This is a genomic window from Nocardia sp. NPDC005366, from assembly GCF_040606855.1.
In the GTDB taxonomy this organism is placed as follows: domain Bacteria; phylum Actinomycetota; class Actinomycetes; order Mycobacteriales; family Mycobacteriaceae; genus Nocardia.
Genome location: NZ_JBEXFQ010000001.1, coordinates 451,973 through 472,316, shown reverse-complemented (window position 1 = coordinate 472,316; position 20,344 = coordinate 451,973). Strand labels below are relative to the sequence as shown.

Below are 20,344 nucleotides of genomic sequence, written 5' to 3'. Positions count from 1 at the left end.
TGCCGCGAGCAGGGGTGGATCGACGGTACAGGCGAACGACGAGAACAGGATTGCGCGCGTATGGACGAGGGTCGGTGGACGACGGTCACCGAGTCGAGCTTCGAGCACGAGCGCCGGGGGTTGGAAGCGATCCGGACGCAACTGCCGAGTTTCGATCCGTGGTTCGCGTGGTCGAACTTCACCTTCACCGCCACAACCGGTCATGTGCGTGAGGTCGATCTGCTGGTCGTCGCCCCCAACGGGGTGCATCTGATCGAGCTCAAGGATTGGAGCGGGCGACTCACCGCCGAGGGTGGTGACTGGGTCCAGCATCTGACGCGGGGCGGGCGCCGGTTCCACAAGAATCCGCTGCACCTGACCAACCAGAAGAGCAAGGAACTGGCGGGCCTGCTCGCCGACAACGGAGCCCGCGCGTTCGTGAAGGCGGCCGTCTGCTTCACCAACCCAGGATTTCGCTTCGAGCTACCGGTGGGCGACCGCGCGAATACGCACACGGTCAAGGAGTTGCTCGACCGGCTGAACGCACCCGTCCGAGATTTCAAGCACACCATCGACGCGCAGCGGGCCAAGACCATCAAGAAGGCGCTCGACCAGATCGGCATCCGGCGCAGCGACGCCGATTTCACCGTCGGGCCCTATCAGCTGGAGCGCAAACCCCTCGACGCCGGACCGACCTGGCAGGACTACCTCGCCTCGCACACCGCGCTGCGCGAGCCGGTGCGGGTGCGGATCTATCTGCGCGAACGCGGGGCCGACGAGGAGATCCGCCGGTCTGTGGACGCGGCGGCACGACGCGAGGCCGCGGTGCTGCGCCGGTTCCGGCATCCGGGCGCCGTGCAATTGGAGCTGTTCGACCCGGCCGGTCATTCGGCGGGGCCCGCGCTGATCTTCCGCTACCACCCGAACACCCTGCACCTGGACGACTATCTCGCCCAGCACGGAAACCTGCTGGGTATCGGGGACCGTATCGAACTGGTGCGGCAGCTGGCGGAAACCTTGAAATCGGCGCATTCGATGCGGCTCTACCATCGCGCGCTGGCGGCCCGTTCGATTCACGTGATCCCCCGGCACGGTGCGGGCGAGGCGGAGCGCTGGCGCAAACCCTTGCTGCAGATCTCGGATTGGCAGGTGGCGACACAGCGGTCCGCGGGCACCTCGATGACCATGACCAGGCACGCGCCGACGGCGTTGTCCGCACAGCATCTGTCCACCGGATCCGATGCCTATCTCGCACCGGAACTGTCCGCGACCTCGCCCGACCCGATCGCCATGGACGTGTACGGGCTGGGCATGCTCACCTATCTGCTGGTGACGGGCAAGGCCCCGGCTACCACGCAGGCGGAGCTGTTGGCTCGCTTCGAGTCCGGCAAAGAGCTGCGGCCGGGCGCGCTGGTCGACAATCTGCCTCCCGATATGGATCTGCTGGTGGCCGCGGCCACCGACTACCAGCCGTCGCGACGACTGACGTCCATGGAAGAGTTCCTCGAACTGCTCGAGGACGTCGAGGACGCCCTCACCAAGCCGGACGAAGGTGTTCTCGCCGAGCCGGAGCAGTCCCCGCTGGACGCAGTGCCCGGCGATGTGCTGGCAGGCCGGTGGCTGGTGCGTCGCCGCCTCGGCACCGGGTCGACGAGCCGAGCGCTGCTGGTGCGCGATCTGCAGGCCGAGGACAAGCAGCGCGGCGCGCGGACATACGTGGTGTTGAAGGTGGCGCTGTCTGACGACCGCGGTGAGGTGTTGACCCGCGAAGCCGGTGTGCTGCGCGGACTTCGGCGGCATTCCGGTGTGATCAACCTGGTCGATCCGGGCGAGATCAAGTTGGGTGGCCGCAACACCCTGGTGCTGGAGTACGTCGGTGACGAACAGGGCCTGGAAAAAGACGGCGGTCACCGCACCGAGGAGACCGTCGCCCGCGAGCTGCGCGATAACGGTCGCCTGCAGATCGGACGCCTGGAGACCTACAGCGACTACCTGTTCAGCGCCGTCGACTTCCTCGAGGGCGAGGGCGTCTGGCACCGCGACCTGAAACCGGACAATATCGCGATCCGCAAGCGCCCCAACCGAACTCGCGAGCTGGTGCTCATCGACTTCTCGCTGGCGGGCCATTCGGTGCAGCACACCGACGCCGGTACCGACGGCTATCTCGACCCGTTCATCGGCACCTTGACCCGCTCGGTATACGACGCGCACGCCGAGCGCTACGCACTGGCCGTGACGCTGCACGAGATGGCGTCGGGCGAGCTGCCGCGGTGGGGCGACGGCACCGTGCTTCCGCGCCAGTTGCCCGCCGAGGAGTTCCCGTACCCGCAGGTCGCCGCAGACGCCTTCGACCCGTCGGTGCGCGACGGCCTGGTGGCGTTCTTCCGGCGGGCGCTGCATCGTGATGTGGCACAACGGTTCCCGGATCTGAAACCGATGCGCGACGCGTGGCGCAAGATCTTCCTGGATATGACGCTGTCGGTGCCGTCGCGGCCGATGAGCGCGCATCCGGAATCGTCCGCCGACGTGGATGACGTCTCGCCGGAGGAGCAACGGCGTGTGATCGCCGAGCAGGCGACCCGCGACACCCACCTGTCGCAGGCCGGTGTGACCGCGGCCGCCGAGCAATTCCTGTACGGGCTCGGCGTCAACACCGTCGGCGAGATGCTGGACTACGGCCGCACCCGGCTGATCAACGCCCCCGGTCTCGGCGTGCGCGTGCGCCGTGAGATCCAGAACCGGTTCAAGGAGTGGCTGCGACGCCTCGGCAAGGACGAGCCCGCCCCGCTCACCCCCGAGGCGCGCAAGGAAGCGCGGGAGGAGATCAGCGCCGCCGAAGCGGATCTCGGCGCGGGTCTACTGCGGACGCTCAGCTTGGACGCGCTGGCTGCTCGATTCGTTCCGGAACTCAACAGCAAGCGGACGAACGCCACCAAGGTGGATGCGGTGGCGCGCCTGCTGCAGATCCCCGGAGCAGACGATGCGCCCGCCTTGGACGCCTGGCCTACCCAGGCGGCGGTGGCGGAAACACTCGGCCTGACCGCGCCGCGCGTCGCGCAACTGCTCAAAGCCCAACGGCAGCAGTGGAAGAAGGACTCCGCGGTGCAGGTACTGCGCACCCAGGTGCTGGAACTCCTCGACGGTTTCGGCCGGTTGGCGACGGCGACCGAACTGGCCGACGCGTTGATCGCCCGGCGCGGCAGCAGGCTGCACGAGCGCGCCCAACGCCGCGCGTTGGGTTTGGCGGCGGTACGGGTCGTGGCCGAGGTGGAACAGCTCGCGCCCGACGAGGCCGGAATCTACATCGCCCAGAAACGTGACACCGGAGCCAATCCGGTGGTCGTACTGGCCCTCGAGGCAGGCGAGGACGCCGACCCGGACACCCCGGCCGCGCCCGCGCTGGCGAATTACGCACTGCACCTCGGCAAGACCGCCGACGCGCTGGCCGGGCAGGAGACACTGCCGACCGCGACGACCGTGCTGGACCGGCTCGGGTCCATCGAGCCACCGCCCGGCAACCTGCCATGGGATGAGCGGCGGTTGGTACAGGTTGCGGTCGGCGCGTCCCGCAACGCCGCGGTGACGCCGCGGCTCGAGATCTATCCCCGGGATCTGCCGCTGGTGCGGGCGATCCGCCTGACCCAGGCCGGGCTGCTCGCGCCGACCGCCGATGTGCCGCTCGCGAAACAGCCGGGTCTGCGCGCGGAGCAGGTGTTCGAGCGAATCCTGGCTCGCTTCCCGGAGCTGACCATCGCGGGCAGCGACCGCGACCAGCCCACCCCGGAGTTGACGAAAGCGTTGCGGGAAGCCGGTTTCGCGCTGGTGGTGGCGACGCATCCGGAGACCCGTCATCGGCGCTACATTCCGGAACACTCCGATCAGGAGTCCAGCTTCACCGCGCACGCACCGCGCTGGTCGACGGTCGTCAGCTCGCACGCAGCGGGCCGGTACTCCGACGACCCGGATCTGGCCAAGGCCGCCCGTGCCGAGGAACTGCTGACCGGCGCAGCGCTACGCGACGGCTTCCGGGTGCTGACCTCCCCGACCTCTCCCACCTCGGCAACCCCCGACGCCATCGCCGAACTGCGCACACGTTTTTCCGTGCGGCCGATGTCGGCGACGGCGCTGTTCCTGGCCGTGCTGCACGATCTGGTCCCGCCCGGCGGCAAACCGACCTGGGAAACCATCCTCCTGGCCGACACCGCCGAACCGGGTTCGCGTGCCGCGCTGAAGTTCTCCGAATACGTGCGCACCGCGTGGGGACGTATCGAGCCGGAAATCGCCGACAATATCGGCGGCGACGGCCCGCTACTGCTCACCGACACCCTGGTGTTCGCCCGCTACGACGCCATGGGCGTGCTCGGCCGGTTGGCCGAACAGGCTCGCCGTGGCCGAGGCGGCCTGTGGCTGCTGTGCCCGCAGGGCGACCCGTTGCGCCCACCGCACCTGGGTGCGGTGACGGTGCCGTACCAGTCCGCACTCAACGAATGGATCACCTTGCCGGAGTCGTGGATTCGCAATATCCACCGCGCCGCGTCGTCAACCGATACAGGAGTCATCGCATGATCGACCGCAAAGCATTGCTCGCCGACCTGAAGAAACAGGTCGGTGCGGTCGAGACGGACCTGAACGGACAACTGCGGGTCCTTCCCGAAGTGAAGGCGCGTTTGCACGACGAATGGGCGCAGGCTCGCAAACTCAATCGCACCGCCGCCACCGAAACCGCCTGGCTGGACGAGCGCATCACCCAGGTGGCGGTGGCCTGGGTGCTCGGCACCGTCTTCGTTCGGTTCTGCGAGGACAACCGGCTGATCGCCGAACCGTACCTGACCGGGCCGACCGATGAACGTCGAGAATTGGCGCAGGCGCGCTACGACGCCTACGTGGAATCCGATCTGGACCCCACCTACCGTGGCTGGCTGGAACGGGCCTTCGCCGAACTCGGTGCGGGGCAGGCGGGGAAGCTGCTGTTCGATCCGGCGCACAATGCGCTGTATCAGATTCCGTTGTCGCACGATGGGGCTCGCGAACTCATCGAATTCTGGCGTGCGCGTACCGAACACGGTGTGCTCGTCCATGACTTCACCGATCCGTTGGACCAGGAGGGTGTCAACGGGTGGGACACCCGCTTCCTCGGTGATCTCTACCAGGATTTGTCCGAGGACATTCGCAAGAACTACGCACTGCTGCAAACGCCCGAGTTCGTCGAGGAGTTCATTCTCGACCGCACCCTCGAGCCCGCTATTCGCGAATTCGGGTACGAGAAGATCGAACTCATCGACCCCACCTGCGGCTCAGGGCACTTCGTGCTCGGAGCGTTCCGGCGCTTGACCCAGCGGTGGGCTGACGAGCAGCCGACCAAGGACCGGCACGAACGGGTTCGAGCTGCCCTTACCTCGGTTCACGGCGTAGACCTCAACCCGTTCGCGATCGCCATCGCCCGTTTCCGGCTGCTGGTAGCCGCCATGGCCGCCGCCAATGTCCGTAGTCTCGCAGAAGCTGCACGGTACGAATGGCCGATCAAGCTCGCTGTCGGTGATTCCCTTATCAAGGCGCGGCAGTTGGAACTCACCTTCGATGGTGAGAAGAATGATCCGCTGGCTGAATTCTCCTATACCACCGAGGATGTGCACGAGTATCCGGGCATTCTGGATGCGGGTCGATATCACGTGGTAGTGGGAAACCCTCCGTATATCACGGTAAAAGACAAGAATCTCAACGAAATCTATCGGGGGCTGTACAAGGCGTGCTCAGGCAAGTACGCACTGTCAGTGCCGTTCGCGCAGCGGTTCTTCGAACTCGCCAAGCTCGGTAATCCCGACGGCCATGGCTTCGGCCGGGTTGGGCAGATCACTGCTAACTCGTTCATGAAGCGAGAGTTCGGGACCAAACTGATCGAGGAGTTTTTCGCTCACACAGTCGAACTCACCGAGGTTATCGATACCTCTGGCGCATACATTCCCGGGCACGGAACTCCTACCGTCATCTTGATCGGCACTCGGCGATCTGGTAGAGGCCGTGCCACCACCATCCGCACGGTGCGAAGCGTGCAGGGTGAGCCCCGTGCACCGGAGACCCCGGAGAATGGCCTGGTATGGCGAGCTATTATCGAGCAGATCGATACTGTGCCAAGTGTTAGCCAATGGGTTTCGGTGGATAATCTCGATCGTGACCGCTACTTCAGACGGCAGCCGTGGGTTCTGCTCGACGGTGGCCTCGAGCTCACCGAGAAACTCTCGGAAGGGGCTACGAGTACTCTGGCGGGTCTCGCCAGCCGTCTCGGTGTCTTCGGAATGACTAATGCGGACGACATCATGCTCACAACCCTTCGTTCCTGGCTTCGACGCGGGTGCAGCAATGCGTTTGGCAAGGACCTTGTCCTGGGCGACGAACTCCGAGACTGGACACGGGACGGAGAAACATACAGCTTCTTCCCCTACAACACGAAACTAGAACTTCTGCCGCTGCCAGACGACTCCGCGGAATTCAAATGGCTCTGGCCTGGCCGAACCACGATGGGAAATCGTGCTACTTTCTCGAAAGGAACGTACTTCTCGGACAACCGTTCGTGGTACGAGTGGCACCAGACAACGGCCAGCCCAGGCGCTCACCCATGGACGATCACATTCGCGTTCGTGGCGACGCACAACCATTTCGTACTGGACCGGGGCGGGAAGGTATTCAAGCAGTCCGCGCCGGTGATCAAGCTGCCGGAGGGGGCGAGCGAGGAGGAGCATCTGCGGCTGCTCGGGCTGCTCAACAGTTCCACCGCCTGCTTCTGGCTCAAGATGGTGAGCCACAACAAAGGCAGCACTGTCGACTCGAAGGGAGCGCGTCAGTCCCGTGTTCCTTTCGATGACTTTTATGAGTTCACCGGAACTAAACTGGAACACTTCCCTATTCCCAACCGGTTTCCGCTACAAAATGCAATGGCACTCGATGAGCTGGCGCAGAATATGACACAGATCCGAATCGATTCTTCAGCTATCAAAGCTCCGACCGCCACCCAGCTCCACGATATCGAGCAAGAATGGCACGCTATCCGCGCTCGTATGATCACGCTACAGGAGGAGCTCGACTGGCAGGTCTATTCTATCTACGGCCTGCTCTCCGAAGAGCTGTGTACGCGCACAGACGACCTACCTGAACTCTCCTTCGGAGAGCGCGCATTCGAGATCACACTCGCTCGCCGCATCAGTCGAGGGGAAGCACCCGACGACTGGTTCACCCGGCACAATACAACTCCCATAACGGAGATTCCCGATCACTGGCCGGATGCCTACAAGCAGGTCGTCCAACGCCGTATCGAGGCCATCGAATCCAACCGTGCCATCGGCATGATCGAACGCCCAGAATACAAACGACGCTGGGCGACGGAGGGCTGGAATGCTATTCAAGAGAGAACCCTTCGGTCGTGGCTCCTTGACCGCATGGAGTCGCGCGACCTCTGGTTCAACGACAACGGTCAGCCGCAGTTACTCACTCTCTCCAGACTCACCGACCGCCTAGCAGCCGAACAGGATTTCGTCTCGGTAGCGGCCCTCTATTCCCCTCGCACCGAACTGGCAAAGATTGTATCCGAACTGATCGCGCAAGAGCACGTGCCTTTCTTAGCAGCGTTGCGCTACAAGCCTTCCGGCCTGAAAAAGCGCAAGGACTGGGAGCACGTCTGGGACATGCAGAGGGAGGAGGATGCTATGCAGGACGGGCACGACAAGAACAAGTTCCGCGACTCGATCCCGGTGCCCCCCAAGTACACCTCCGCCGATTTCCTACGCACTTCCTACTGGCAGGCACGCGGCAAGCTGGATGTGCCGAAGGAACGCTTCATCTCCTACGGTTCGATGAATGTCGCCACCCCAGGGCTGTATGGCTGGGCCGGATGGGATCACCGCGAACAGGCCATGGCGATCGCCGTCCACCTGGCCGAGCACAACCTGTCGACCGAGGAGATCACTCCCTTCCTGGCCGGACTTCTCGAACTGCAGCCATGGCTGGACCAGTGGCACAACGAGGAAGACCCCGAGTACGGCATTTCACCTGCCGCGTTCTTGTCGGGCGATCGTCGCACCATGCAGGGCGAGCACCGCTTGACCGATGACGACCTGCGGAACTGGCGTCCGCAACCCGCTACCCGTGGCGGCGGTCGGCGCACGACGAAGAAGAAGGCCGTCCCAGCCGACGCGGGAGGAGACAACTGATGGCTCAGCCCCCACTGCTGCGCGACCTCATCGATATCAAGGAGCACATCGCCGGTTCGGACTATGTGCTCAGCCTGGCCGACGCGGCGACCGAGGAGGGCTCCACCAAGGCGGTCGAGGATTACGTCCTCACCGACCGCCTGCTCGCCAACTTCGACGAGGCCCTCGCACTGATCAAATCCGCGCTCGACGGGAACACCTCGAAACCCGCCTTCCTGCACGGTTCCTTCGGTGCCGGTAAATCGCATTTCATGGCGGTGCTCTACGCACTGCTGTCCGGCAATCCGGTGGCCCGTTCACGTAGCGAATTCGATCCGCTACTCACCAAACACGAGTGGCTGCTGTCCGACGGCAAGAAGTTCCTGATGGTGCCGTATCACATGATCGACGCCAAGGCGATGGAGCAGCGGGTGCTCGGCGGCTACGTCGACTTCGTGCGGAAACGGCATCCGGAAGCGCCGATCCCGGCGGTGTATCGCACCGACGCGCTGTTCACCGATCTGCGGCAGCTGCGCGCCACCATGGGCGAGGATCAGTTCCTCACCGCCCTCAATCGCGATTACGCCACGGGCGAGGACGACGAATGGGGTGATTCGGCGGCGTTCTGGACCACGCAGCGGATCGACACCGCCCTCACCGCGGACGAGGCCCAGGATGCCAGCGGCCTCAATCTGGTCACTCCGACCACGCCGCGGGAGCTGCGCGCCAAACTCGTGCACGATGCGGCCACCACCCTGCTGCCGGGGTTCACCCAGCGCGCCGCCGAGGACGAGAGCGGGTTCATCTCCCTCGACGCCGGGCTCAGTGTCATTGCCGCACACGCTAAATCGCTCGGTTACGACGGCATCATCCTGTTCTTGGACGAGCTGATCCTGTGGCTGGCCAGCCTCATCCACGACGAGAAGCGGGTGGCGCGGGAGGCCAGCAAGATCACCAACTTCCGGGAGGGCGGCGACGCCCGCCGGGCCATCCCGATCGTGTCGTTCATCGCCCGCCAGCGCGATCTGCGCGAACTGGTCGGCGAGGAACTCGCGGGCGCGGCGGAATCCGCCATTCAGGACGCGCTCAACCACGCCTCCGGCCGGTTCGATCTGATCAGCCTCGAGGACCGCAACCTGCCGCAGATCGCGCACGCCCGGCTGCTGAAGCCACGCGACGCGGCGGCGGCGGCCCAGATCAACGAGGCATTCGAGAAGACCAAGAAACTCGGCCCGAAAGTCTGGGACACGCTGCTCGGCTCGGATGAGAGCACCACCGGCGCGGACGAGGCGTCGTTCCGGTTGAGCTACCCGTTCTCACCCGCGTTCCTCGACACCCTCGTGCACATCTCGGCGGCCCTGCAGCGGTCACGCACCGGCCTGAAACTGATGGGCCAGTTGCTGGCCGACCATCGCAACGAGTTGCGCCTCGGCGACGTGGTACCGCTCGGCGACCTGTACGAGCAGCTGACTCGCGGCGGGGACCGGCCGTTCGTCGCCGACAAGAAGGTGCTGTTCGACGCCGCCGACAAGCTCTACAAGACGCGGCTGCGGCCCTACCTGCTCAGCTCGTGCGAGGTCACCGAGGACGATGTCGACACCTACCTGAATCGGCGCGACACCATCTCCGATGCCAAACTCGCGGGCAACTGCAAGAAGTTCGTCGGCCAGAACCGGCTGGCGTGCACGGTCCTGCTGGCTGCGCTCGCGCCCAGCGTTCCGGCATTGCGGGACTTGACCATTCGGCGGCTCGGCGCGCTCAACCACGGTTCGATCACGACCATGATCCCGGGCCGGGAAGAGGGCGTGATCAAGGACATGATCGGCGAGTGGGCCTCGCGGTTCCCCGAGATCAAGCCCACCGGAACCGATGTCAATCCCGGTGTGCGCCTGGAACTTTCCGGCGTGGACGTGGAGACCGTACTCGCCAACGCGCAGGTCAACGACAACCCGGCGAACCGCGCCGCGCTCGCCCGCGACCTGCTCTGCGAGGAACTGGGTCTCGAGCGCGCCAACGGCCGCTACGACGCCGACGAACTGCGGTTCGTGTGGCGCGGGTCCAACCGCGTCGTGGAAGTGATCTTCGGCAATATCAGCGACGAGGACAATCTGCCCAACCACGATCTGCAACCGGCGTTCGAAGGCCGCTGGCGCATCGTGATCGACCTGCCCTACGACGAGGGCACCCACACCCCGGTCGAGGACGCCGACCGTATTCGGCGACTGCGGGAACAGCAGGGCGGCAACCATCCCCGAGCGGTGGCCTGGTTACCGACGCATCTGACCAAACCGCGCTGGGAGGATTTCCGCCGCCTGCTCGTCGTCAGCAAGGCGCTGGCCGATCCGTACCGGTTCGACACCCAATACGCCCAGCACCTCAATCCCGACAACCGGGCCAGCGCGAAGCAGTTGCTGGAGTCTCAGCGCGAAACGCTGCGCAAGCAGGTGCTCGCCACCTTCAAGCAGGCATACGGCTTGTCGGAGCGCAAACCCAACGATGTCACCGACGATCTCGACCAGCACATCTATCCGCTGCCGGATATCGACGACCTGACCGTCTCGATCGGCCAGTCGCTGCACGACGCCCTGCGCACCATCGCGGGCAAGATGCTCGCCCACCAGTTCCCCGACCATCCGAATCTGGACCCGGATGCCAGTGGCACCGCCGTGAAACCGGTCGACGCGAAAACCGTGTTCACGCATGTGCGGACCGCGGCCGAAGCGCGCGACGGCCGCGTCGAGGTGCCGTCGAAGGACCGCGCGCTCATGCGCCGGATCGCCGAACCACTCGGGTTGGGTAGTCAGAAGGAAGCGTATTTCGAGCTGTCCCGGCGCTGGGCCGACCACTTCCGCAAAACCGCGCAGAACGAGGGCATCACCGGCGACCTGTCGGTGATCTCCCTCGGGGACTGGACCGATCTGCCGCAACCGCGCGGGCTGGAATCGCATATCACGAACCTGGTGATCGCGGCCTTCGCGGAAATGGACGACCGGGTGTGGGTGCGCGGCGGCATCCCCATCGACACCCCGGAACTCACCAAGATCCAATCCGGTGACGCGCTGCGCACCCAACCGCTGCCCAGCGAATCGGAGTGGGACACCGCCCGCAACCGGTTCGAGGTCATCTTCGGCGACAAGGCGCCCACCCTGCGCCGGGGCGGGCTGGTGCAGCAGTTCGCTCGCCAGATCGTCGGCGCCGCAACCAGATACCAGGATCCCGCAGGCCGTCTGGTGGAACAGCTGGAGAAGCACGCCGAATTCCTCGGCCTGGACGACACCGAACCGAGCGAACGCCTCGCCATCGCCCGCCGCTCGATCGACCTGCTGACCACCCTCGGATCGGCAGGCGGCGGATCGGCGGGCGCGAAGAAGACGGTCGAAGCGCTCGCCCACTTCGATCTGGCCGATATCAATCCCGACCGCTACGCGACCTCCATCAAATCGGCCGACACGGTGATCAGCGCGCTCACCCACGCCGCGTGGGACAACCTCGCGCAGGCCCGCTACCTCGGACCCGAAGGCGCGGCGCTGGTGGACTCGCTGCGCACGGTCGCCCGCGCCGACCAGCGCTCCGCCGACCTGGCCGAGGCACTGCGCAGCACGGACACCAAGATCACCGCCTTGTCGACCCGCAAGCTACGCGAGGCCGAGCGCAACCGACAGCAGACCGCGACCACCGACACACCGGTCACGACGAATCGCGTCGTCGCGCCCCGATCCGAGGACGTCGACCTCAACACACCCAGCAGCGACCCGCGCCTGCCTGACACCATCGACACGCCGACCGGCGGGGTGAGTACCACCCGGCGTTCCGGCAAATACACCACCGAGGCGGGCACGGCGTCGGAAACCTTCGCGGCGGAAATGGCGGAGCTGGCGAGGCAGGAGCCGACAGCCACCATCGAGATCCTGTGGCGGGTCGTCGAATGACCAGGACCACCGAGGCGACTGCCCTGCGACTGTCGAGAGTGACAGTCGCCCAATATCTCTCGTCACGCACGCGGCTCGCGGACGTGCTCCGCACCCAGGGCGCTCCCGAAACGCTGCTGCTTCGGGGTGAGCCGGTGTGGGAAGGCGACCCCGTCCTGGCCCTCGCCGACGGCCGTCACGCCCGGGTCGTGGTCGCGGCGTCCCCGCTGTCCGTGCACGAAATGGTGCTCGCGCACGCACGGGAGATCGACCCCGATCCTCGCCTGCTGGTGGTCCTCACCGATGTCGAGGAACACGACCTCGATCCGGCGATCCTCGCGCGCACCCACCGCGGTCGCGTCTACACCGTCGACCGGTGGGATATCGTACGAGAAACCTTCGGCGCCAACGCCATCGATCCTCGGCTCAAACGGGACGGCTGGGCCTGCGAGGCCCTGCTCGACGCCGCGGGCGCGCACGGCTGGCCGATCGAGCTGGCGGGCGGAACATTGTCCCGCACACCCGCGCTCGCCGCCCTGGCCGCCCGCCGATTGGGTCTCGGCGCGGTCGGTGACCGCATCGATCCGCAGACCCTGCTCGATTGGTCCCAACGCCCCGGCGGATCCGGACTGCTCCTCGATCTGCGGGCTCCCGAGCGGGAGGGGCTCGCCCAATTCCTGAGCGAGAAAGAACAATCCGGTGCGACCGGCCGGATGCTGACCGCGCTCGCGCACACCGGACACGGTCCCGAGGCCATCGCCTACGGTCTACTGTGCGCGGCCCTGTGGCAGCACGCGATCCCGAGCAACGCGGTCTATCAGGCGCGGGGGCGCGTGGAACGCTGGCTCGGCGACCAGCCGCCCGCCGTGGGCGAGGCACTGGACCGGCTGCTCGCCGCATTCGGCCGCACCTGCGAGGAATACGTCCGAGACCTGCTGGTCAAGGCACGCACCGCCGCCGAACTCCACGACGAGGCCGACGAGTCGGCGCGCCAGGCCCGAAAAATCGCCGACACGGTGCTCACCCACGCGGATCTGCTGGTCCGGCAATTCGGCGCCGGTGAGGCCGCGTCGAGCAGCCCGATCCTGACAACCGGCCTGGAAGCACGATTCACCGCCGCAGGCAACGCACTCGGCCGCGGACAGCTCGACGAGGTCGACGCGGCGGTCACGCGGCTGCGCGAGCACGACCTCGCGCCCGACCATCGGGTCCGGATCAGCCGGGTCCGGATGGCGCAACGCCTCACCCGATGGCTGCATACCGATCCCGATCCGACCACCGACACCGTCGCCGGGGCGCTGAACCGCCAGATTCGCGATACCGCGTGGGCCGACCGCGCTCTCGACTATCTCGACGCGGGCGGCGACGAGGATGCCGCATTGCGGGTCGCGTACCACGCGCTCATCACCCGGGCCCGCGAAGTGCGTCGCGAATTCGACCGCGAGTTCGCGAAAACGCTTGCGATATGGACGGATTCGGGTTCCGATCCGGGTTCGATGCTCACCGTCGAGACCTTCCTGCACCGCGTGGTGCGCCCGCTGGCGGCCACGGATCGGGTGCTGCTGATCGTCGTGGACGGGATGAGCGCCGCCATCGCCACCGAGCTGGCAGGCGAACTGCGGAGCACCTTCGCCGAATACGATCCCCTGCCCGGAGAGGGAAAGCCCTATCGCCGCACCATGGCCGCGGCCCTGCCGAGCCTGACCGCGGTGTCGCGCACCTCCCTGTTCGCGGGCAAGCTGATGAAGGGCGACCAGAAGACCGAGCAACGTGTCTTCCCCGAGCACAAGTTCTGGGGCGCGAAAACCGCTCGCGTCTTCCACAAGAACCACCTGCGTAGCGAGCCCGGTGACAGGTTCGGCCAAGATCTGCAGGCCGCCCTCGCCGATCGCGACTGCCATGTGGCCGTGGTACTCAACACCATCGATGATCGGCTCGCGAAAGAAGCGAAACTCGACGACTCCGGCTGGGAAGCCAGGGAAATCGGTGACCTGCGCGCGCTCGTGAGCGCCGCCGCCGGACACGGCATGGTCGTGCTGATCACCAGCGATCACGGCCACGTGATCGACCGGCACGGCGTATCGGTCGAGGCCGCCGAGGTCGGTTCGGCGCGGCATCGCCTGCCCGCCGCCGAACACGACCGGCTCGCCGATGCCGAGATCGCGCTGCGCGGTCCGCGGGTGGTGTGGCCCGAACCGGGCGCGTCGATCGTCGCCCTCTGGGACAACGACTCCCGCTACACAACGCAGAAAGCCGGATACCACGGCGGGGCGAGCCTGGCTGAGATCACCATCCCGGTACTGGCTTTTCTGCCGTTCTTCACCGACCCGCCGAAGGGCTGGCGTGAACTGGGCGACCAACGCCCGGTGTGGTGGAAGGACCCCTCCGATGTCGTCCCGGAGGTGCCTTCACGCCCGATCGCTCCCCAGGTGGCCAAGCGCGTCGAGCGCAAAGTCCAGCAGGCCCTCACCAACCAGATCTCGCTGGACATCCCACTGCCGTCCGAACCGTCGCTCGAGCCGGTGTCGAGTGCCCTCAGCCCAGTGGACACACTGGTCGCCCAGTTGCTCGCCTCGGAGGTGTTCGAAGCGCAACTCGAACAGCTGGCTCGCAAACCGACGATCACCAAACTGGAAAAGGCGATCCGCGCCCTGCTCGACGGTCCGCAGTCCACCACCGCTCTCGCGCAGCGCGTGGGTGACCCGCCGACCCGTGCGAGCGGCTTCGCCGCCATCCTCGGCCAACTGCTCAATGTGGACGGCATCCAGGTATTGGAAACCCTCGGCGATGGCCGCACCCTCCGGCTGCATACCGGCCGGCTCCGCGATCAGTTCGGGCTGCGAGGCTGACATGCGAGACTGGGCCCGTGAGTAACGTGCAGCCGCTACCGGTGAGCGCGGCCCGTCGGCGAGCGGTCATCGACGCGCTGCGTCGTGGCGCGGTCCCCGAGAGCGGCCTCGACGTGCTCGCCACCGGGCTCGATCGGTTCGAGGACGCAGTCCATGCCGAACTCGACGCGGTCGCCTCCGGCGGTGCGGTGTTCAAGGCCGTCCGCGGTGAATACGGATCCGGTAAGACCTTCTTCTCCCGGTGGCTCGGCGAGCAGGCCAAACGCCGCAACTTCGCGGTGGCGGAAGTCCAGATCTCCGAGACGGAGACACCGCTGCACAAACTGGAGACGGTCTATCGGCGACTCACCGAGCGGCTGACCACGTCCAGCTTTCCCCCCAGCGCGCTACGGCCGGTGGTGGACGCTTGGTTCTACGCGCTGGAGGAAGACGCCGTCGCCGACGGCGTCTCCGACGACGACCTGGCCGATGCCGTCGACAAACTCATGACCGCGCGATTGGCCGAGGTCTCCAGGCACGCACCGTCTTTCGCGGCGGCATTGCGCGGATACCGCAACGCCGTACTCGGCGGTGACGAGGCCACCGCGGCGGCGGTGTTGGCCTGGCTGGGCGGGCAACCGAATGTCGCCGCCTCGGCTCGCCGGGCCGCAGGCGTGCGCGGTGACCTCGACCATTTCGGAGCGTTCGGCTTCCTGCAGGGTCTGCTGACAGTGTTGCGGGACTCCGGGCACCGCGGGCTGCTGGTAGTGCTCGATGAGGTCGAGACTTTGCAGCGGGTGCGCTCCGACGCGCGCGACAAGGCGCTCAACGCATTGCGCCAGCTCATCGACGAGGTGTATTCCGGCCGTTTTCCGGGGCTGTATCTGCTGATCACCGGGACGCCCGCCTTCTTCGACGGGCAGCAGGGCGTGCAACGGCTGGCACCGCTGGCACAGCGGCTGGCGACCGATTTCACCACCGACCCGCGATTCGACAATCCGCGCGCGGTGCAGATTCGCCTACCCGGATTCACACTCGAATCTCTCACCTCACTCGGCATCACCATCCGCGACCTGTATGCGGCGGGCACCGATAACAGCGCACGCATCATCGAGGTCGCCGACGATGCCTACATCGCCGATCTGGCGATCGCGGTCACCGGGTCGCTCGGCGGTAAGGTCGGCGTCGCGCCGCGCCTATTCCTCAAAAAGCTGGTCGGCGATGTGCTCGACCGCATCGATCAGTTCGCCGATTTCGACCCGAGACAGCACTACCGGCTCACCGTCGGTTCGACCGAATTGACCGATACCGAGCGCAATCTCGTCAGCGCCGACGATATCGACCTGGAACTGTGAGCCCCCCGGCCGAGGCGACATCCCCTGCGATCGACCGGCTCGACCCGGTGATCGTCCATCACATCGTCAATACCCTGGGCTGGCCGGATCTGCGTCCGCTCCAGCGGGCCGCCATCGATCCGCTGCTGCGTGGCGAGGACGCGATCCTGCTCGCCCCCACGGCGGGCGGCAAGACCGAGGCGGCGTGTTTTCCGCTGCTGAGCGCGATGACCCACGACGACTGGCGCGGGATGTCGGTGCTTTACCTGTGCCCCTTGAAGGCCCTGTTGAACAACCTCGTCACCCGTGTCGACGGTTACGCACAGTGGGTGGGGCGCCGCGCGGCGCTCTGGCACGGTGACATCGGCGAATCGCAGCGCAATCGAATCCGCGCCGAACCTCCCGATGTCCTGCTGACCACCCCGGAATCGTTGGAAGCCATGCTGATCGGAGTGAAAACCGATCACGGCCTGCTGCTCGGTTCCATCCGAGCGATCGTCGTCGATGAGGTGCACGCCTTCGCGGGAGATGACCGCGGCTGGCATCTGCTGGCCGTGCTCGAGCGGCTGCAGAGGGTGACCGGGCGGCCGATACAGCGCGTGGGTTTATCTGCGACCGTGGGTAATCCGCACGAACTACTGACCTGGTTACAGGGGTCCGGTGCCGGAACGCGACCTGCTTCGGTCATCGCTCCCGATCTTCCAGGCCATTCCGGTACCGATTCGCCGACGCAGCAGGTTGGCGTGCCGTCCAGACCGCCCGGCGAGGTCGAACTGGACTACGTGGGCTCGCTGGAGAATGCCGCCAAAGTGATCGCAGCGCTACATCGTGGTGAGAAGCGGCTCGTCTTCTGCGACTCCCGCCGCCAGGTGGAGCAATTGGGGGCCGCCCTGCGGGCACGGGATGTGACAGTGTTCCTCTCCCATGCTTCGCTGTCGACCGATGAACGCGCCCGCGCCGAGCAAGCCTTCGCCGAAGCCCGCAATTGCGTGATCGTCTCCACCTCCACCCTCGAACTCGGCATCGATGTCGGTGATCTGGACCGCGTCATCCAGATCGATTCGCCCGGCACCGTCGCGTCCTTCCTGCAGCGCATCGGACGCACGGGACGTCGCGCGGACAGCACACGCAACTGCCTGTTCCTCGCCACCACGCCGGACACCCTGGTGCAGGCCGCGGGATTATTGCTGCTCTGGAGTCGCGGCTGGGTCGAACCCGTGACCGCGCCCCCGCATCCGCGCCACCTCATCGCCCAGCAGCTGCTCGCGGTCACCTTGCAGCACGGCACGTTGGGCAACCGCGTGTGGTCGCAGGAATGGAACGGTCTGCCACCGTTCGATCGGTCCGCCGAACCGATCATGGCGTACCTGGTCTGCAACGGTTATCTCGATTCCGACCAGGATCTGCTCTTCATCGGCACGGAGGCCGAAAAACGCTTCGGCCGAAGGAATTTCCTCGAACTCACCGCGTCCTTCACCGCACCGCCGCAGTTCACCGTGCTCGCCGGGCGGCAGGAGATCGGCCAGACCGACGCCTCGGTGCTGACCGACGACCGGCCCGGCCCTCGCCTGCTGCTACTCGCGGGCCGCAGCTGGCGCGTCACCTACATCGACTGGAAGCGGCGACGGGCGTTCGTCGAACCGGCGGAAGGCGGCGGGGTCGCGAAGTGGTCGAGTCTCGGCGTTCGGGGCTTGTCCGCCGAGCTGACGCGCGCCATGCGGGCTGTTCTACTCGGCGAGGATCCTGACGTATCGCTGACTCGGCGCGCTCTCATCGCCTTGGCGGAACAGCGCGAACACCGGGCAGGCACCGTGGCCGCCGACGCGACGCTCATCACGTCCGAATCGGGCACCGTGCGCTGGTGGACATGGGCGGGGTACCGCGCGAACGCGACCCTCGCGGCAAGCTTCGACGGGGTAGCGGATCCGGACCAGCGGCCCGGTGACCTCGCAGTTCGACTGCGCGATGATCTGACACCGCAGATGTGGCAAGCGGTCTCGCGGTCGTTGGATCCGGACCGGCTCGCTCTGCCGACCGTCGATCCGCGCGCGGTGGCCGGGCTCAAGTTCTCCGCCCTGCTCCCGGAACACCTCGCGGCCGCGAGCGTTGCCGCTAGGCTCGCCGACTTCTCCGGCGCTCGACTCGCGCTGTCCGATCCCACACGGTGGCGTGTGGTTTCCTGACGCCACGTGCGGGTCCCCCAGATGAAAACCAACCAGTCTCGATGCCGCGTGCGCTGCGCAGCCAATTCGATTGTGGTATCAGGTATTACGCAGCACACCAATCGAACGACAGCAGGGGGACACGCGGTGGCGGTCGACAGCCCGAAGCTCCAGGACGTTCTGAAACAGATCAGAACCGGGGCCATGCAGCTTCCGGACTTCCAGCGCGACTGGAAGTGGGACGACCAACGGATCCGTGAACTGATCGCAACCATCACCCTCGACTACCCCTTGGGTGTGGTGATGACCTTGGAAACCGGTGGCAAGTCGCCGTTCCGCGCCCGTGCCCTCACCGGCGCGGAAACCACCGAGCCGGTGGAACCCGACCTCTTACTGCTCGACGGGCAGCAACGCCTCACCTCGCTGTTCCAAGCGCTGTACATGGACGTACCGGTGCGCACCACCGACGCTCGGGGCAACGAACTACATCGCTGGTACTACATCGACATCGCGAAAGCCGTCGCCGCGCCGGCGGACCGCGACGACGCCATCGTCTCGGTGCCGCCGGAGCGGCGGGTACGCGCCACCTCTGCCCGCACCGTCGAACTCGACCTCCGCGATACCGAATCTGAATGTCGTGCCAAGCATTTCCCACTCCACATCGTCTTCGATACCGACCGCGTGCACGCTTGGATGCGAGAGTTCGTCAAGCTCGATGACGAGAACTGGTCACTGTGGCCGAGTTTCGATCAAGCAGTGCTGCAGAACGTGCACTCCTTCCTCATTCCGATGATTCGACTGGAGGCCTCCACCACACCCGACGCGGTGTGTTCGGTATTCGAACGGGTGAATACCAATGGCGTGCCACTCAACGTGTTCGAATTGCTGACCGCCACGTATGCCGGTAACCGCGACTACGAAGGCCAGTACTCGGACTACTACCGGCTGCCCGAGGTGTGGCAAGACATCAAGAAGGAACTCGCGACCACCTACCCTGTGTTCGGGCAATTGGAGGTCAACATAGAGAACGGACTGACCAGCGTCGACTTCCTCCAAGCCGTTGCACTCGTATACACCTGGGAGCGGAAGCAGCAGAACAGTCGCAATGCATCGGTGTCGTGTAAGCGACGCGACCTGCTCAACCTGCCACTGCCCGACTTCGATCGCCTCGCTCCCCAGTTGAGGGATGCCTTCGCGTGGGTCGGCAAGTTCCTCGATCAACAGTGCATCGTCCGCTCCACCGATCTCCCCTACCGAACGCAACTTGTACCCCTGGCTGCCGTTCGTGCCATTCTGGGAGACCGCACCGACGATCCGGAGATCCTGGAAAGAATCACCCGCTGGTACTGGTGTGGAGTCCTCGGTGAAATGTACAGCGGATCCACCGAGAGCCGGTTTCCGCGCGATGTCGAGCAACTGATCGACTGGGCGAAGTCTGCTGGGCAAACTCCCGACACCGTCGTCGAAGCAGTCTTCCTGGAGGACCGCCTCGACACTCTCTCTACGCGAAACAGCGCAGCGTACAAGGGAATCTACGCCCTACTCGTCAAGCAACAAGCGGTCGACTGGTACTACAGCCATGAACCGCTGAGTCCCGGCACCCTGCAGCAGAACGCCGTCGATATCCGTCAGGTCTTTCCCAAGAACTGGTGCAGCCGCAACAAGATTCCGACCGCACGTGCAAACTCGATCGTGAACAAGACGATGCTCTCGCACCGCGCGAGCCGCAGCCTGGTCGGTGCTCCGAGCGCCTACCTGCCTGTGCTCGCCGGTGAATCCGGCACCCGCGACGAATGGTTCGACGATATCGTTGCCACGCATCTGATCGACCCGACCGCCCTACGCGCCGACGATTTCGACAGCTATTACACCGACCGCTCCCGTCAACTCCTGGATCTGGTGAAAAGCGCGATGGGCAAGGGCACCGTCTTCCGTGAGCCGACAGAGCGGTAA

Annotated in this window: 7 protein-coding genes; all 7 read left to right on the top strand. The window is 65.7% G+C overall.

Features of this window, described 5'->3' with window-relative positions; genetic code table 11:
- The first annotated feature begins 60 nt into the window (after positions 1 to 60).
- The 7 genes from pglW (at position 61) to ABZS43_RS01995 (ending at position 20,344) form a co-directional block, all read left to right on the top strand.
- Positions 61 to 4,545, top strand: coding sequence for a BREX system serine/threonine kinase PglW (pglW, locus tag ABZS43_RS02025; RefSeq protein ID WP_355033915.1), 4,485 nt, complete (start codon positions 61 to 63; stop codon positions 4,543 to 4,545).
- Positions 4,542 to 8,180, top strand: a complete 3,639-nt coding sequence (pglX, locus tag ABZS43_RS02020; RefSeq protein WP_355033914.1) for a BREX-2 system adenine-specific DNA-methyltransferase PglX — start codon at positions 4,542 to 4,544, stop codon at positions 8,178 to 8,180. The genes pglW and pglX overlap by 4 nt, the downstream gene beginning before the upstream one ends.
- Complete coding sequence (locus tag ABZS43_RS02015; protein WP_355033913.1) at positions 8,180 to 12,088, top strand: DUF6079 family protein; 3,909 nt, start codon at positions 8,180 to 8,182, stop codon at positions 12,086 to 12,088. The genes pglX and ABZS43_RS02015 overlap by 1 nt, the downstream gene beginning before the upstream one ends.
- A complete protein-coding gene (gene pglZ / locus ABZS43_RS02010; protein ID WP_355033912.1) occupies positions 12,085 to 14,916 on the top strand; it encodes a BREX-2 system phosphatase PglZ in 2,832 nt (943 codons plus the stop codon). Before ABZS43_RS02015 ends, pglZ begins: the two co-directional genes overlap by 4 nt.
- Positions 14,917 to 14,942: 26 nt before the next feature.
- On the top strand, positions 14,943 to 16,250 hold the full coding sequence (gene brxD, locus ABZS43_RS02005; RefSeq protein ID WP_355033984.1) for a BREX system ATP-binding protein BrxD: 1,308 nt from the start codon (positions 14,943 to 14,945) through the stop codon (positions 16,248 to 16,250).
- Positions 16,247 to 18,412: a DEAD/DEAH box helicase gene (locus tag ABZS43_RS02000; RefSeq protein WP_355033911.1), complete on the top strand. Its 2,166-nt coding sequence runs from the start codon at positions 16,247 to 16,249 to the stop codon at positions 18,410 to 18,412. Before brxD ends, ABZS43_RS02000 begins: the two co-directional genes overlap by 4 nt.
- Before the next feature lie 126 nt (positions 18,413 to 18,538).
- Complete coding sequence (locus ABZS43_RS01995) at positions 18,539 to 20,344, top strand: DUF262 domain-containing protein (protein ID WP_355033910.1); 1,806 nt, start codon at positions 18,539 to 18,541, stop codon at positions 20,342 to 20,344.